The sequence below is a fragment of the Mucilaginibacter sp. genome, from assembly GCF_028288185.1.
In the GTDB taxonomy this organism is placed as follows: Bacteria; Bacteroidota; Bacteroidia; order Sphingobacteriales; family Sphingobacteriaceae; genus Mucilaginibacter.
In genome coordinates this window covers 1-14,861 of record NZ_JAQBOF010000031.1, presented here as the reverse complement: position 1 = coordinate 14,861, position 14,861 = coordinate 1, and the positions used below count along the sequence as shown (strand labels likewise).

Sequence of the window (14,861 nt, the reverse complement as noted above, 5' to 3'; positions counted from 1 at the left end):
GTGTAAGTTTAAGAAATAGGGCGAAAGTGGCTTACTTGTCGGTCTTTTTGTTCACCGGCACCGCTCCCATAACCAACTCCAACATCCCGCCCGCAACCAAATCTTTAAAGCTGATAAAATTATCCTTTAAAATCTTGCCATTTAACTTTGACGATTGGATATAAATGTTCTTTGCAGAGTTGTTATACGCTTTAATAATAAACGACTTGCCCTTGTAGTAATTAGGATTTAAATCAATCTTGATATAATTAAAAAGCGGACTGGTTAGATCTATCCTCAAATCGGGAGATGTGCCGCCATTCATTTCAAAAAGCCCCATAGCACCCGTTACAAACCAGGCACCCATCTGGCCCTCGTCTTCATCACCATTCCAGCCACCATAGGGCGAAGCATCATAAAAAACGTCTAATATCCGGCGGGTATAATATTGGGTCAGGTAGGTCTTATCGGTATAATTAAAAAGATAAGCAGCCTGCATATTTACCTCGTTGCCATGATTAATATAATACTCGGCAGATTGGCCCCAAGTACGGTCCAGCGCGTGGGCGGCAAATTGGTGCGGTTCTGACTTTTTAAAGCCGGTTTCCAGCCGGTTAACAAAGGTGGTTTTATCTACATACTTTACCAACCCCGGTATATCATGCGGCACATAAAAAGAGTACTGCCATGAATTACCCTCTACAAAATGCTGCACAGAAAAAAGATCAAAGTTTTTAATAAACGTACCATCATCCTTTTTAGGCATCACGTACTTACTCACCGGGTCGAACACGTTCTTCCAACTGTCAGATCGTTTTAAAAAGAAATTATAATCGTCAGTCTTATTTAATAGTTTAGCCATTTGGGCAACGCACCAATCGTCATAGGCATAATCAAGCGTTTTAGAAGTTGCGCCTTTTTCGGTAGATACATAACCATATTTAGCATAGGCGGATATTTGCGGATTACCGGGATAGCCACCACAGGTATTGGCAGGTTCAACCGTTACATTTTTTTTCATGGCGGTGTACGCCGTTTCCGCATCATTTTTTATGATACCTTTTAGATAAGCACTGGTCATCAAAGCCATTTCATGCGATCCTTCCATAATACCCGAATATTCTATCCCGGTAGGCCCTTTTGATAGCCAGCCTGTTTTTTCATACATTTCTAGCTGCGTACCTACCAGGTTCTCCACGGTTTTTGGTGCGGTTAAGGTCCAAAGTAAATTCAAATTCCAAAAAGAGTTCCAATAAGCGTCCCCACCAATCATGGCCCGCCGGTAGGATGGAAGCTGCTGCGTATTTTCGCAGGCATCGGTATACTTACCATTTACATCGCTCATTATCATTTTAGCGGTGTAACAGCGGTATAAATTGGTGTAGAATTTTTTCTTATCGGTTTCAGAGTTGCCCTCGACTGTTATCGTTTTCAAAACATTGTTCCAGGTTGTACGATTGCTTTTAACTAAGCGGTCAAAATCCCAGTTAAAATCCTTTAATTCAGTATCCAGATTGATTCGGGCCTGGTCCACATTAACGAAGGATATACCGGTTTTAATGATAACTTGTTCGGGTTTCGAGGTAGGGTAGGTTACATACGCACCTACATCTTTAGTGCCTTTCACCTGTTTGGTATCGGCAATTTCTTTTTGGTTGATATAGCCGTGAAAGTCTGTAAACGGTTTGCTAAACTGCATTACAAAATACAGCGTGTAATCATTAAATCCGGCTGTAGACGATTTTGCGTAACCCTGCATTTCGGTATTGCTTATTCGGGTTATAACCGCATCTTTCAACTCTAAACTATACTCGGAAAGGGTATTGAGCTGGATCATTATCCGGTTGGTGCTGTCCGCCGGTAAAGTATAGCGTTGTACACCTGTACGCTCTGTCGCCGTTAATTCTGCTTTAATATGCGAATCCAACAAATAAACCGAATAATATCCCGGCGACGCGTGCTCCTGATCATGCCTGAACCTTGAGTGATAGCCTGCGTTCGCGCCCTTAAAAGGTTCATCAGGGGCGCCTGGTTTTAATGCTAGGTCGCCATTGGTAGGCATGGTTAACAGGCCAGCCATTGTCCAGCCATGAATATGCGTAAACCCATGTATGCTGCCTACCGAATATTCATAACCACCCTGCCAAACATTTCCCTGGTTATCGGGACTCAACTTCACCATTCCATTGGGCATAGTAGCGCCGGGGAACAGCATCCACCGGCTGTTTGATGTACCGATGAACGGATCGACATAATCAACCGGCAGTTTCTTTTGCGCGAAACAAATGGTGTAAAAACAAACAGATATGGTAACAAACAGCAGTTTTAGGATACGCATAGGTAGATAATATTATTAAAGATAGGCCAATACTTGTTTCATCGATCAAAAAGTTGTTTCACACATCAAAATGGGCCAATTTGCAATTAATTGATAATAAGCATTATATGTAAAAATTATTCCTAAAAATAATGACGTAAAAGTTGTTTCATTTTGTTTCACTGGTTTTTCATAAATGTTTATTTTACAAATAGTTATCTAAAAATCTTGTTTCACTTGTTTCATCTGTTTCACTCTCGCGTGAAACAAAACAGGCTCACACTCAAATAAAAAATCCCGAAACTATGGTCCCGGGATCTGGTATGGTTATCAAACAAAGGCTATACGCCCAGGTCCTTTATAATTCCGTTAATTTTTGCATCCAACGCAGCATCGGTTTGCTTATAAGCTTCTTTACTGGCCAGTTTGCCATTCACACTGCAATAGAACTTGATCTTAGGTTCCGTACCGGATGGACGGGCCGATATTATACTGCCATCTACAGTTACAAACTGCAATACATCAGATACCGGTAGCGCGATAGGCGTAGTTGTGTTTGATGTAAGGTCAGTCTCTATTTGGCGCTCATAATCCTTAACCGTAATCACTTTTGATCCGCCCAAAGTAGCAGGTGGGTTAGTGCGGAAGGTTTCCATCATGGCCTTGATCTCTTCGGCTCCGGTCTTACCTTTTTTAGTTATCGATATCAGCTTCTCTTTATAAAAGCCATACTCAACATACATATCTATCATAGCCTCAAATAAACTGCTGCCTTTATCTTTATAATAGGCTGTCATTTCGGCAATGAACGCGCTTGATACTACCGCGTCTTTATCCCGCACCAATTCGCCTATCAGGTAGCCGTAGCTTTCTTCGCCGCCGCCAATAAAGGTTTGCTTGCCTTCAAATTTGGTCATCAACTCGCCAATATATTTGAATCCGGTTAAGGTGTTATAAAACTTAACCTTTTTAGCTTTTGCAATTTCCTCTATAATATTGGTGGTTACAATGGTTTTTACAATGTATTGATTGCCATCCAGTTTGCCTTTTTCTTCCCACGCTGTAAGCAAGTAGTTAATTAGCAAACTGCCTGTTTGGTTACCGTTAAGCAGGATAAACTCATTGTCGGTATTTTTCACAGCGATACCAACACGGTCGGCATCGGGGTCGGTAGCCAGTACCAGGTCAGCATCTATCTCGGCAGCCTTTTTTAGGGCCAGCGTTAAAGCCTCTTTTTCCTCCGGATTTGGATAGATAACCGTTGGGAAGTTGCCATCAGGAGTAGCTTGCTCTTCAACAACGGTTACGTTTTCAAAGCCAAATCTTTTTAAAGCAGGCGGCACCAACGTTATACCTGTACCATGAATAGGCGAGAAAACAATGCTCAGATTCTTCTGGCGTTTAATAGCCTCCGGCGATACTGATAGTGCTGTTATCTTATCAAGATATTCCTTGTCTATCTCCTCACCAATTAATTCAACATTTCCAGGTATACGGTTAAACTTTACATCGTCAATACTTGAAATAGCAGCTACTTCGTCCATCACCGCTGTATCATGCGGCGACACAAACTGGCCGCCATCGGCACCATAAGCTTTGTAACCGTTATACTCTTTTGGGTTATGCGATGCGGTAAGCATCACCCCACTCTTGCATCCCAGTTTACGTACGGCGTAAGATAGCTCGGGCGTAGGGCGCAACGCGCTAAAAAAGTATACATGGATACCATTCGCCGAAAATACGTCAGCGGTAATATTGGCGAATATATCCGAGTTATTCCGGCTATCATGCGCTATGGCTACGCTAACCTTTTCGTTTGGATAGGTCTTCTTTAAAAAATTAGCCAGTCCCTGCGTTGCCGAGCCAATAGTGTATTTATTAATACGATTTGAGCCCGGCCCCATGATGCCCCTAAGGCCACCGGTACCAAATTCAAGATCGCGATAAAAAGAATCTGTTAGTTCTGTAGTTGCGTTGGTGTCTATCAATTTCTGAATCCTCGCTTTGGTTTCAGCGTCATAATTTCCCTGTAGCCATGAGTTGGCTTTATTAAGAATTGTTGGATCTAATTCCTGCATATTATTAGGTTTGTTTTCTGTTATCAAATATGATAAAAAAATAAATGGGAAGCATTTTTGTTTCCCATATTTTAAAAATTGTAAAGATCGGGAGTTCAGCAGTATTATTAAAATAGATAGCTAATGATAATAGAAAAACTTCCTTTTGTTAAATATTTGGCTAAATTTGGTTTAACAGTTACCTGTTGTATATACAACCAATATGACATTTAAAAAATCACAACAACCAGGCTCCAGGCGAGACTTTATTAAGAAATCTGCAGTAGGGGTAGTGGCGTTTACCATCGTGCCGCGTTTTGTACTAGGCAAGGGTTATTTGGCGCCCAGCGATAAACTAACCAAAGCAGTAATAGGCGTTGGCGGCATGGGTCGCGGACACTTGGTTTATGAGAATACCCCTGTAGTTGCCATTTGCGATGTAGATAAAAGACACCTTGCGCAAGGCGCTGCACTGGTAGGCAACGGTGTAAAAACCTTTGGCGATTACCGCGAACTGCTACAACTGCCCGAAGTTGATATTGTACACATTGCAACCCCGCCGCACTGGCATGGTATTATTTCTGTAGATGCCGCCAAGGCAGGTAAGGATATCTGGTGCGAAAAACCAATGACACATACCATTGGAGAAGGTAAACGTGTAATTGAAGCTGTGCAACAGCATGGCCGAATGTTCCGTTTAAATACCTGGTTCAGGTTTAAAGATGTGTTTTATGGCATGAATGTACAGGCAAAACCTATAAAAAAACTGGTTGACAGCGGTCTGTTGGGCTGGCCATTAAAGGTTAGGGTAGGCAAAGGCACCGGGTTCGACTGGAAGTTTTACTGGGTGGGTAAAGAAAACCTGGAGCCGCAACCCGTACCACCTGAATTGGATTATGACACCTGGCTAGGGCCTGCACAATATAAGCCATACCATATACACCGTACGCATCAAACCTTCCGTGGATATTGGGATTATGATGGCGGCGGTTTGAGCGATATGGGCCAACATTATATGGATCCTGTTCAATATTTTTTAAATAAAGATGATACCAGCCCAATTTCGGTAGAAATAGATGCGCCACAGCAACATCCAGACGCTGTAGGTACGTGGAGAAAAATAACTTATACTTATGCCGATGGCTGCCAGATTATATTGGACGGCGAGGGTAAAGAAGAAAATATGCCTTATATAGAAGGGCCTAAAGGAAAACTGTACCCAGGCTTTAAATCGGATATTCCAGATATGGAGCGTAAACTGGCTGCTTTCCCTGACCCAGCGCCGCAGATCACCACTTTTACCGAGTCGGTTAAAACAAGGCAAAAGTTTGCATTGAACGAAGAGAACGGATTCCGTTCATGCACCATTGTTAACATGGGGTTGATAGCGCTGCGATTAGGACGCTCGTTAAAATTTGACCCGATAAAGTTGGAGTTTATTGATGACGATGCGGCAAACAGGCTTATCAATCCAACTATGCGCGCACCTTTTAGCATTTAATCAATCATGAAAAAAATATACATTACTTTGTTCGCCGCTTTGATGCTGCAAAATACAGTTAACGCGCAGGACAATGCTAAAATTACCGGCCTGCTTGCGCAAATGCCAGCTAAGGATGCCACTACGCTCCAAAAAGACATGGCTGCTATTGTCACGCTTGGCGAGGATAGCTATGTGTCATTAATAAACGGGCTAACAACTCCTGGTAACGCCAATAACGCGCCTATCGAGTATACAGTTAGCGGCTTTTCTGCTTATGTAACTAAGCCGGGCAACGAAGCCTTGCGTAAAATGAGCGTAAGTGCTTATAGCAAAGCCTTGCAAAAGTTGACTGATAAAAAAAATAAACAGTTTATCATCAGTCAGTTTGATATTGTGGGTAAGGACGATGCTATAACCTGTTTGCAGGGATATTTAACCGATAATGACCTGGCAGATGCTACTGCAAGGGCTTTGGTTAAAATAAATACGCCAGCTTCAAAAACAGCTTTGCTTAATGCCTTATCGCAGGCAAATGGCCCGGCCCGGCTTTTTATTATTGAAGCCTTGGGCGATAGCCGTTATTCGTCAGCTGCTGCACCTATTAATACTTTAGCTGCCGGGGATGACCCTGTTACGGCTAAAGTAGCCTTATACGCCTTGGCGCAAATTGCTAACCCGTCATCAGAGCCTGTATTGGCTACAGCCGCCGACAAGAGCGGTTATAAATACGAAAAAACAAATGCCACCGGTGCTTACCTGGTATACGCCGAAAACCTGCTTAAAAACGGTAACACTGTTTTGGTGCAGAAAATAGCTAACCACCTTATAACAAAAGCAACAACACCCGACTTGGTAAGTATCCGCATAAATGCCTTGCAGTTGCGGGTGAAAGCAAGTAAAGCTCCCCAGCAACTACTGCTTACTGCCGCCGGTGATGCTGACCCACAGTATCGCGCTGCGGCTTTACGCTACGCGCTGCCTTATTTAACACCAATAACAACCCCGCTTTGGACAAAAAAACTAGCTGCTGTTAATGACGCGACCAAAATAGATATCCTTTACATGCTGGGACAAAGCTCGGCCAAGAGTGCTTTGCCCGCTATACTGGCACTCGCAAAGAGCAAAGATCAGGCGGTTAAGGTGGCAGCCATTAATGCTGCCGTTAACATTGGCCAGGAACAAGTACTGGGTAGCCTGATAAAATTAATGACTAATGCTAATTCGGATGATGTCGACCTGATTACAAGCGTAATATCGCGGATGAAAGGAACCACCGTTGCCGCGCAGTTAGCCGCGGCCGTGCCTGCCGCGCCGGAAAGTACGCAGGCAACGCTAATAGATATGCTTGATTCGCGTGCTGCTATTGGTCAGTATAATGCGGTTTACATGCAATTAAAAAGCAAAAATCCGCGCACCCGTCATGCTGCTTACGCGGCATTGAGCCATGTATCCACACAGGAGAACCTGCCGCAGTTATTTAAGTTGTTTTATGATACTAACGATTCGGAAGAATCAGCCGTGCAGGATGCTTTAATCGCGACTTTAAGCTTATCGGGCGATGTCGGACAAAAGACGGATATGGTGTTACAACAAATGGCATCAGCCCCCGAAAATAAAAAGCTGCTGTTTTATAAGATACTGGGCAGCCTGGGCGATACCAAAGCATTAAAAGTGGTTGTTGATGGCTATAATAGCGGTAATGCACAAGTTCAGAAGGCCGCACTCGATGCATTGGCTGCCTGGCCAAATGAAGCCGCTGCTAAAGACTTGTTAAGAATAGCGCACCAAACCAAAGATGCTGAGGTGCTCAATACAGTGCTGAGCAGTTACCTGGGTTCTGTGAAACAAAATACAACTTACACACCCGAACAACGTTTGTTATTGCTACGCGAAGCAATGACAGTAGCTCAAACTGCCGATCAGAAGAAACAAGTATTAAGGGATATGCAGCAGGCTAAATGCTATAATGCTATCCTTTTTGCCGGTAGATATTTGGATGATGCTGAGTTACAACAAGCTGCAGCAATAACCGTGGCAACCATTACTTTGGCAGGTGAGTACAGTGGAGATCTGGTAAAACAGTTGTTAACTAAGACCAGCGAAATAATTAAGAGTCGGGATGCAGCTACTCAAAAAGATAAAATAAGTAAATACCTGGCCGGAATGAAGACCGAGACCGGCTTTGTACAGGTATTTAATGGCCAGGATCTCACCGGTTGGAAGGGTTTAGTGGCCGATCCTATCAAGCGCAGTAAAATGGACGCTAAGACATTAGAAGAGGCGCAGATCAAAGCTGACGCGATGGCAAAGGACAGCTGGAAAGTAATAAACGGCGAGCTTGTGTTTCAAAGCCATGGCGATAATTTGGCCACGATAAAGAAATATGCCGATTTTGAAATGCTGGTAGACTGGAAGATCATTGATGATAAAAAGGGCCAGGGAGATGCGGGGATATATTTAAGGGGATCGCCGCAAGTACAGATTTGGGATTTGGCGCGTACCAATGTTGGCGCGCAGGTGGGCTCGGGTGGCTTGTATAATAACCAGGTTAACCCAAGCAAACCATTAGTAGTAGCTGATAATAAACTTGATGAGTGGAACACTTTCAGGATACTGATGAAAGGCGACCGCGTAACAGTTTGGCTGAACGGCGTATTAGTTACAGATAACGTAATGTTGGAAAACTATTGGGACAGGAAACAGCCGATTTTCCCTGAAGAGCAGATAGAATTGCAGGCACACGGATCGCCGGTAGCTTATAGGGATATCTACATTCGGGAGATTCCTCGTGCCAAACCGTTCGAACTGAGTGCCCAGGAAAAGAAAGATGGCTTTAAAGTGTTGTTTGATGGCACTAATATGTTTAATTGGATTGGTAATACAGTTGATTACTCGACCGAGGATGGAAACCTGGTTATCAGGCCGAAACCGGGTAAAGGGTCAGGAGGCAATCTGTATACCAAAGAAGAATACAGTGATTTTGTTTTCCGATTCGAGTTTCAACTGACCCCGGACGCTAACAATGGATTGGGCATCCGGGCCCCATTAGAAGGTGATGCCGCCTATACCGGTATGGAACTGCAGATATTGGATAATGAAGCGCCAATGTATAAGGACCTGCATGTATATCAATATCACGGCTCTGTATATGGTACTATTCCCGCTAAAAGAGGGTTCCTTAAACCTGTAGGCGAATGGAACTATGAAGAGGTTATTGTAAAAGGCCCGCTGGTAAAGGTTATCCTTAATGGTACGGTGATTTTGGATGGTGATCTTACGCCTTTTAGAAAGAACGGTGCGCCTGATGGAAAAGCGCATCCCGGCTTGTTGCGCGACAGTGGCCATATTGGTTTTCTGGGTCATGGTTCGGTAGTGTCGTTTCGCAACATAAGGGTTAAAGACCTGGGCGAAAAGAAATAAATAAAACCGGCAAAGAAAGCCGGACGTATAACAGGATAAAATTTATGTCTACACAAAATAATTTAAGAGTGCTGGTGGTGGGTTGTGGTAATATGGGTGCATCGCACGCTACAGCTTATCATAATTTACCCGGTTTTGAAATATGCGGGCTGGTATCTACCGGTAAAAGTAAAAATGTACTTAACCAAAAGTTAGGTGGGGGGTATCAGTTGTTTACAGATTTTTACGAAGCGCTTGAAACTACCAAACCGGATGCGGTTTGTATTTCTACCTATCCCGATACGCACGAGGCTTACGCCGTCAAATCGTTTGAGGAGGGTTGTCATGTATTTATTGAGAAGCCGTTGGCAGATACCGTAGAAGGCGCAATAAAGGTTGCAGAAGCTTCTAAAAAGGCAAATAAGAAGCTCTTGGTTGGTTATATCCTCAGGTATCATCCATCATGGGAGAAATTTACCGAGCTAGCCAGGGAAATGGGAAAACCGTTGGTAATGCGCATGAACCTTAACCAACAAAGCCACGGCGCTAAATGGACAGTTCACCGCAACCTGATGAAAAGCCTTAGCCCGATTGTAGATTGTGCGGTGCATTATATTGATATAATGTGCCAGATGACACGATCTAAGCCAATGCAAGTTAGTGCCATTGGTGCCAGGCTTACTAATGATATCCCTGAGTGGAATTACAACTATGGCCAGTTACAGATTCGCTTCGAAGATGGTTCTGTAGGTTGGTATGAAGCAGGGTGGGGGCCGATGGTGAGCGATAACGCATTTTTCATCAAAGATGTATTTGGGCCTAAGGGCGCTGTTTCTATTGTTGCCAAAACCGCTGCCGCAGCAGGTAATTCAGACAATATTGACGCGCATACCAAAACCGAATCTATCAAAGTACATTATGCAGACATAGATGCTGCTGATGAATTTACAAGGAAAGACGAGTGGGTAGATCTTAAAGACGAACCAGACCACCAGGAGTTATGCAACCGCGAGCAACGCTATTTTTTAAAAGCGATACTGGAAAATATAGAACTTTCAGAGCCTACCGATGATGCCATAAACAGCTTAAAAGTCGCCTTCGCTTGTGATGAATCAGTTAAAACGGGGAAGATGATAGAATTGTAAGCGGGTAGGGTTATCAGAGGACAGTATATCTGGAGTTAATGAGAATAGGACATAGGCCGGCGCATATGCGCTGTAATGACCTACAACTATTACTCCGATTTGTTGTTTATGTGTAGGTCATATCGTGTTAACTGCTATATCTATGTTAAAAATTATTTGCCTCTGCCTATTTTTTTGCTGTTTTTCCATCTGCGCAACTGCGGTTGAGCCGACGGTTAAACAGGACAGCTTGTTAACCATCCTCCATATAAGCAACCCGCAGACCCGGGAAAAGAAATTGGTGCTTTACCTCCGCTATTATTTCGATAATATCTCAGAAAGCCGCTTAAATGTCGCTAAAGCAGAGATCAATAAGTTAATGCAACAATACCAGGTGGAGGATAGCATCGCCATAGGCTATTTTGTTGAAACCCTTTGCCTGATGCGGTTGCGACATTATCGGGAAGCGGAAAAAGTACTGATACAGACAATAGCGCTGGCGGATAAAAACGAGGATAGTTGTTTATTGTATGCCTGTTTCACGCATTTGGGCTTTATTCAAACCTATTATGGCAATATGATCGAAGCCATATCCAGCTTTTGGATGGCTAAAAAACAAGCCGATTTGTTAGACGATGCCTATATGCAGGTCATCATTGATATCAATATTTCCGATATTTATTATAAGATCAATCTTTATAGCCAGTCTTTATTTTACATTAATCAGGCCCAATCGCTGATGGTTAGCCATCATATTATCGTGCCCATGATTAAAAATGCCATCAATAATAACAAAGCGGAGATTTATTTCCGTATGGGCAACACAGATTCGTTAAAGAAGTATAATCAGGTATTGAATGCCACGAAAATTGGGACATACCGGTTATATAGCTACCAAAAGCGGACGAATTATTACGTTGACCTACTGCAACATAATTACCCAAAGGCGATCAGCGGTTTGCAGCAATTGCGTAAAGATACCCTGTACCGGTTTGACTCTACAGATGAACAAAACCTGGCGGATGCCTATTTCATGGCGGGTCGGTCCGATTCGGCCAAAGTGGTGATTAGTCGTCAGCTGGCCGATGAAGCGCAAAATAATCACCCAGAGATCAGGTTGCGCCTTTATGAAATGCTGGGCCTTGTGGCTGAAAAAGATCGGGATGACCGACAGGCCGTTCTTAGTTTTAAAATGGCTTTGCAACAAGCCAAGGAGCAAATTGGCAGGCTGACCCGAGTTGATACTATTTCATCGCAGATCAAGATCGATGAAATGCAGGGTGCTTATATTCAAAAGGCGGAAAGCTACAAAAGAGAACGCCTTTGGCTGATATTTACAGTCATTGTCACGGTGCTGAGCCTGATCCTCGTTGCGTTGCTTTATCGCAATATTAAGCGAAAAAGATATTATGAACAGATCTTCTTTACAGCCAGGCAAGAAGAACTGGCTTTCATTAATTCTCACGAAGTGCGGCGGCATTTATCCAATATCCTTGGCATCATCGATACTATTAAACAAAGCGATGATAAGCATAAGGCCTATATTGAGGTAGAGGACCATTTATTAAATGCTGTGGATAACCTGGATACAGCGATAAAAAATATCTCAGCCAAACTGGAGGTTTAAACTAAAGTAATGATCCGCGCTTGTGATAAATAAGTAAAACCGATGCGACCATTTAGAAAAGGCAAGGTTATTACCAGACTACTGCCGGGGAAAGGTAAACTAAATTATACCAACAACCCAGCGCGGTTTTTTTACCTATTATGTGACACCCCCCGGTGCTTTTTTGCGTAGGCGGCTGCTAATCGTTGGACAATTCATGCGTTACCAAATTAAGAACTGCAAAGCAATAAAGACTTTGGAAAAAAACTGAAATTACTTTTCATATTCTCTCAATTTAATTTATCTTGCCGCTGTTAAAAATTCTAACTGCTGAAGTGGCGTAATTCGTAGCCATACCAGACTTGGTGTAGATGCAAACTTATTGAAACGGGTAACCGCAGTAGTATATTATTGATAGTAACCCGCCCCGATTTTAATTAGATAGTAACTAACTTAGTTTTATAAAATATAACAATTATGAAAAATTTCTATAAAAAATGCCCCATTGTATTCATTGCTTTATTTGTATTTACAATCTGTTTATTCTCCGGATTATATGCGCAGGCAGCTTCACAATATTATTACCAAATAAAAATTTATCACTTTAAAAACGCAACACAAGAGGGGCGTTTAGATGCCTACCTGCAAAATGCTTATATACCCGCATTGCATAAAGCAGGCGTAAAAAATATTGGCGTTTTTAAGCTGATTAAACAAGATAGCCTGGATAGGAAAATTTATGTTTTTGTACCTTACCGTACCTGGGATGCTTTGGAAAATACCGATCAAAAAATATTAAAAGATCAAACCTATCTGGATGCGGGAAAGGATTATTTGGATGCTGCTTATAATAACTCACCTTATACTCGTATAGAAACAATTATAACTCGTGCGTTTGTAAATGCTCCCGAGCCAAACATGCCAAACCTAACCGGAAAAAAAGCAGACAGGATATATGAGTTACGCAGCTACGAAGGTGCTACCGAAAAACTACATGCCAGTAAAGTTAAAATGTTTAATATAGGCGATGAAATGGCCATATTTAAGAAGTATAACATGAATGGCGTATTCTATTCAGAAGTGATTGCCGGTGGCCATATGCCTAATTTGATGTACATGACCACCTATAACAACAAACAGGATAATATTGACAAATGGAAACAGTTTGGCAGTGATCCGCAATTTGTTGCCTTAGGCAAAATGCCCGAGTACCAGCATAATGTATCAAAAGGCGAAAGCTTTTTTCTTTATCCAACTGATTATTCTGACTATTAAACTTTAGAAATATGCGATTTGGATGCGATAATAGTAGACCTATGGGCGGGTCAACACGATAAAGATCGTCCGGGATAAAGAAATCAGAAAATTCAAAGATTACATATTTCTCGAAAATGAAAGTATTATTCGTATCGGCCGCTTTAAGGTATGGGCTGGTGTATAAACTTTGTATACTCCGGAATATCCCTGAATACTACCGCATTCTTTTCTATTATTTACTCATTTCTATGGCCGGGATGGTAAATCTGATCGTGGTACCTGCTCCCAGGGTACTTTCCACGTCAATCTGACCGCCATGCTGAACAACGAAGTCGCTGACCAGCAATAGGCCCAGTCCGCTGCCTTGTTCGTTATTTGTGCCGGACAGCGACTTTGGATCGGTATTAGTGAACAAGTGCGCCTTCATTTCGGCGGTCATACCGATGCCGGAGTCTTCTACAAAAATGCAGGCCATTTGCGCTTCCCTTTTGGCGTTAAGCCGCACCGACCCGCCTTCCGGGGTATACTTAATGGCATTGGTCACCAGATTTTGAACAATAGACCGGAGCATCAGGGAATCAGCCATTACCTCTATATCTTTGGGTATATGATTCTGTAGGTTGATTTTCTTCTGCTGGGCATTGGGCTTTAAGAGCTCCAACGATTCCTCGACACCATCGGCAAGCCGTACTTTTTCAGGATTAAAACTGGTTTTCCGACTTTGTTTTTTAGCCCATTCGATCACCTCGTTCAGCTGGTCAAGGAGTTTGTTCGACGTGCGGTGGATAATTTGGGAAAGCTGTTTGATCTGGTTGGGCCTGAGGCTTTCCGGATCCTCGCTTAATTTACCAGAAGAGGCCAGTAAGGCTGTAAGCGGGTTGCGCAGGTCATGCGACATCACCGAAAGAAATTTATCTTTGGATAAATTAAGCGCCTGCAACTCCTGGTTCATACTTTCGAGGGCCAGCGTGCGCTCCAACACCCGTTGTTCCAGTTCGTGGTTAAGTTGTAACAGATCGTCATTAATAGCCTGTAATTTTTCTTCCTGCCTTGTTAAAAGCAGATTCTTTTTATAGAGCTCTGCAAATACCGCCACTTTTGAACGCAATATTTCCGCGTTAAAAGGCTTCCGGATAAAATCTACGGCACCAGCCTGGTAACCCTTGAATATGGCAGCTTCCTCATAATCGTGCGCTGTTATAAAAATGATCGGGATCTGTTTCAGTTTATCTCTCTGATAAATTAGCTCCGCTGTTTCGTACCCATCCATGATCGGCATTTTTACATCGAGCAGGATCAAGGAAAAATCCGCTTCGTGTAACAGTATCCGCAATGCTTCGCGGCCGGAATTGGCCCTGAAAAAGGTATACTTTGCATTTTCCAGGGCGACCTCCATTGATAACAGGTTATTTTCGTTATCGTCCACCAACAATATTTTTACAGGCATGAGCTACAGTGTTTTATTTGATCAGCCATACCCTCATCAGGGATAAAAGCTGATCGGTTTTAACCGGTTTGGTAATATAATCGGAGGCACCTGATGCGATACATTTTTGCCGGTCGCCGATCATGGCTTTGGCCGTTACGGCGATGATCGGCAGGTTTTTATTTTTCGGTTCCTTCCGGATCATCTGTATGG

9 protein-coding genes are annotated in these 14,861 nt (G+C 42.9%); 5 read left to right on the top strand and 4 right to left on the bottom strand.

Annotation, left to right across the window (positions count from 1 at the left end; all coding sequences use genetic code 11):
* Positions 1-31: 31 nt before the first annotated feature.
* Entirely contained in the window at positions 32-2,317 is a 2,286-nt protein-coding gene (locus JWQ34_RS13875) for a GH92 family glycosyl hydrolase (protein ID WP_299357990.1), read from the bottom strand.
* 320 nt (positions 2,318-2,637) lie between these two features.
* Entirely contained in the window at positions 2,638-4,374 is a 1,737-nt protein-coding gene (locus JWQ34_RS13870; protein WP_299357988.1) for a phospho-sugar mutase, read from the bottom strand.
* A 202-nt stretch (positions 4,375-4,576) separates the two neighbouring features.
* Here JWQ34_RS13870 and JWQ34_RS13865 point away from each other — a divergent pair, with 202 nt between their 5' ends.
* From JWQ34_RS13865 to JWQ34_RS13845, 5 genes are all read left to right on the top strand, one after another.
* Positions 4,577-5,854: a Gfo/Idh/MocA family oxidoreductase gene (locus JWQ34_RS13865; RefSeq protein ID WP_299357986.1), complete on the top strand. Its 1,278-nt coding sequence runs from the start codon at positions 4,577-4,579 to the stop codon at positions 5,852-5,854.
* A 6-nt stretch (positions 5,855-5,860) separates the two neighbouring features.
* Positions 5,861-9,256, top strand: a complete 3,396-nt coding sequence (locus JWQ34_RS13860; protein WP_299357984.1) for a family 16 glycoside hydrolase — start codon at positions 5,861-5,863, stop codon at positions 9,254-9,256.
* A 44-nt stretch (positions 9,257-9,300) separates the two neighbouring features.
* Positions 9,301-10,380: a Gfo/Idh/MocA family oxidoreductase gene (locus JWQ34_RS13855; RefSeq protein ID WP_299357981.1), complete on the top strand. Its 1,080-nt coding sequence runs from the start codon at positions 9,301-9,303 to the stop codon at positions 10,378-10,380.
* Positions 10,381-10,522: 142 nt separating this feature from the next.
* The gene (locus JWQ34_RS13850; protein WP_299357979.1) at positions 10,523-11,986 is read left to right on the top strand and encodes a hypothetical protein; all 1,464 of its coding nucleotides are present in this window, start codon (positions 10,523-10,525) and stop codon (positions 11,984-11,986) included.
* A gap of 456 nt (positions 11,987-12,442) precedes the next feature.
* The gene (locus tag JWQ34_RS13845) at positions 12,443-13,240 is read left to right on the top strand and encodes an NIPSNAP family protein (RefSeq protein WP_299357977.1); all 798 of its coding nucleotides are present in this window, start codon (positions 12,443-12,445) and stop codon (positions 13,238-13,240) included.
* 214 nt (positions 13,241-13,454) lie between these two features.
* Here the strand turns inward: JWQ34_RS13845 and JWQ34_RS13840 are convergent, their stop codons facing one another.
* Both JWQ34_RS13840 and JWQ34_RS19165 read right to left on the bottom strand, forming a co-directional pair.
* The gene (locus JWQ34_RS13840; RefSeq protein ID WP_299357975.1) at positions 13,455-14,669 is read right to left on the bottom strand and encodes a hybrid sensor histidine kinase/response regulator; all 1,215 of its coding nucleotides are present in this window, start codon (positions 14,667-14,669) and stop codon (positions 13,455-13,457) included.
* 13 nt (positions 14,670-14,682) lie between these two features.
* The gene (locus JWQ34_RS19165; protein WP_367278622.1) at positions 14,683-14,853 is read right to left on the bottom strand and encodes a response regulator; all 171 of its coding nucleotides are present in this window, start codon (positions 14,851-14,853) and stop codon (positions 14,683-14,685) included.
* Positions 14,854-14,861 lie beyond the last annotated feature (8 nt).

What these genes read in the sequence shown, in the direction of transcription:
- JWQ34_RS13875 (WP_299357990.1), bottom strand. Translation starts at nt 2,317, where the DNA reads ATGCGTATCCTAAAACTGCTGTTTGTTACCATATCTGTTTGTTTTTAC.
- JWQ34_RS13870 (WP_299357988.1), bottom strand. Translation starts at nt 4,374, where the DNA reads ATGCAGGAATTAGATCCAACAATTCTTAATAAAGCCAACTCATGGCTA.
- JWQ34_RS13865 (WP_299357986.1), top strand. Translation starts at nt 4,577, where the DNA reads ATGACATTTAAAAAATCACAACAACCAGGCTCCAGGCGAGACTTTATT.
- JWQ34_RS13860 (WP_299357984.1), top strand. Translation starts at nt 5,861, where the DNA reads ATGAAAAAAATATACATTACTTTGTTCGCCGCTTTGATGCTGCAAAAT.
- JWQ34_RS13855 (WP_299357981.1), top strand. Translation starts at nt 9,301, where the DNA reads ATGTCTACACAAAATAATTTAAGAGTGCTGGTGGTGGGTTGTGGTAAT.
- JWQ34_RS13850 (WP_299357979.1), top strand. Translation starts at nt 10,523, where the DNA reads ATGTTAAAAATTATTTGCCTCTGCCTATTTTTTTGCTGTTTTTCCATC.
- JWQ34_RS13845 (WP_299357977.1), top strand. Translation starts at nt 12,443, where the DNA reads ATGAAAAATTTCTATAAAAAATGCCCCATTGTATTCATTGCTTTATTT.
- JWQ34_RS13840 (WP_299357975.1), bottom strand. Translation starts at nt 14,669, where the DNA reads ATGCCTGTAAAAATATTGTTGGTGGACGATAACGAAAATAACCTGTTA.
- JWQ34_RS19165 (WP_367278622.1), bottom strand. Translation starts at nt 14,853, where the DNA reads ATGATCCGGAAGGAACCGAAAAATAAAAACCTGCCGATCATCGCCGTA.